This window comes from Streptomyces fildesensis (assembly GCF_016107395.1).
Taxonomy (GTDB): Bacteria; Actinomycetota; Actinomycetes; order Streptomycetales; family Streptomycetaceae; genus Actinacidiphila; species Actinacidiphila fildesensis.
In genome coordinates this window covers 1-302 of record NZ_JAAIKO010000236.1, presented here as the reverse complement: position 1 = coordinate 302, position 302 = coordinate 1, and the positions used below count along the sequence as shown (strand labels likewise).

General features: G+C 47.7%; 1 protein-coding gene. It reads right to left on the bottom strand.

Features of this window, described 5'->3' with window-relative positions:
• Positions 1–74: 74 nt before the first annotated feature.
• Positions 75–302, bottom strand: a 228-nt coding sequence (locus C6N31_RS46440) for a ubiquitin family protein (RefSeq protein ID WP_198359696.1), incomplete at its 5' end; no start/stop codon positions are given.

Genomic DNA, 302 nt, shown 5'->3' with positions numbered 1-302 from the left:
TCCGTGAAGAAGCTAGCAGTAGCACCACGAACATTATTTAATCTGAAAACACAAGGCAAATTGCAGAATTAGAATTAGAAACCCCCACGAAGACGGAGAACAAGGTGGAGGGTGGATTCCTTCTGAATGTTGTAATCAGCCAGAGTCCTGCCATCCTCGAGCTGCTTTCCTGCGAATATCAGCCTCTGCTGATCAGGAGGAATCCCTTCCTTGTCTTGGATCTTTGCCTTCACGTTGTCAATGGTGTCGCTGTTCTCCACTTCCAACGTGATTGTCTTGCCGGTGAGGGTCTTGACGAAGAT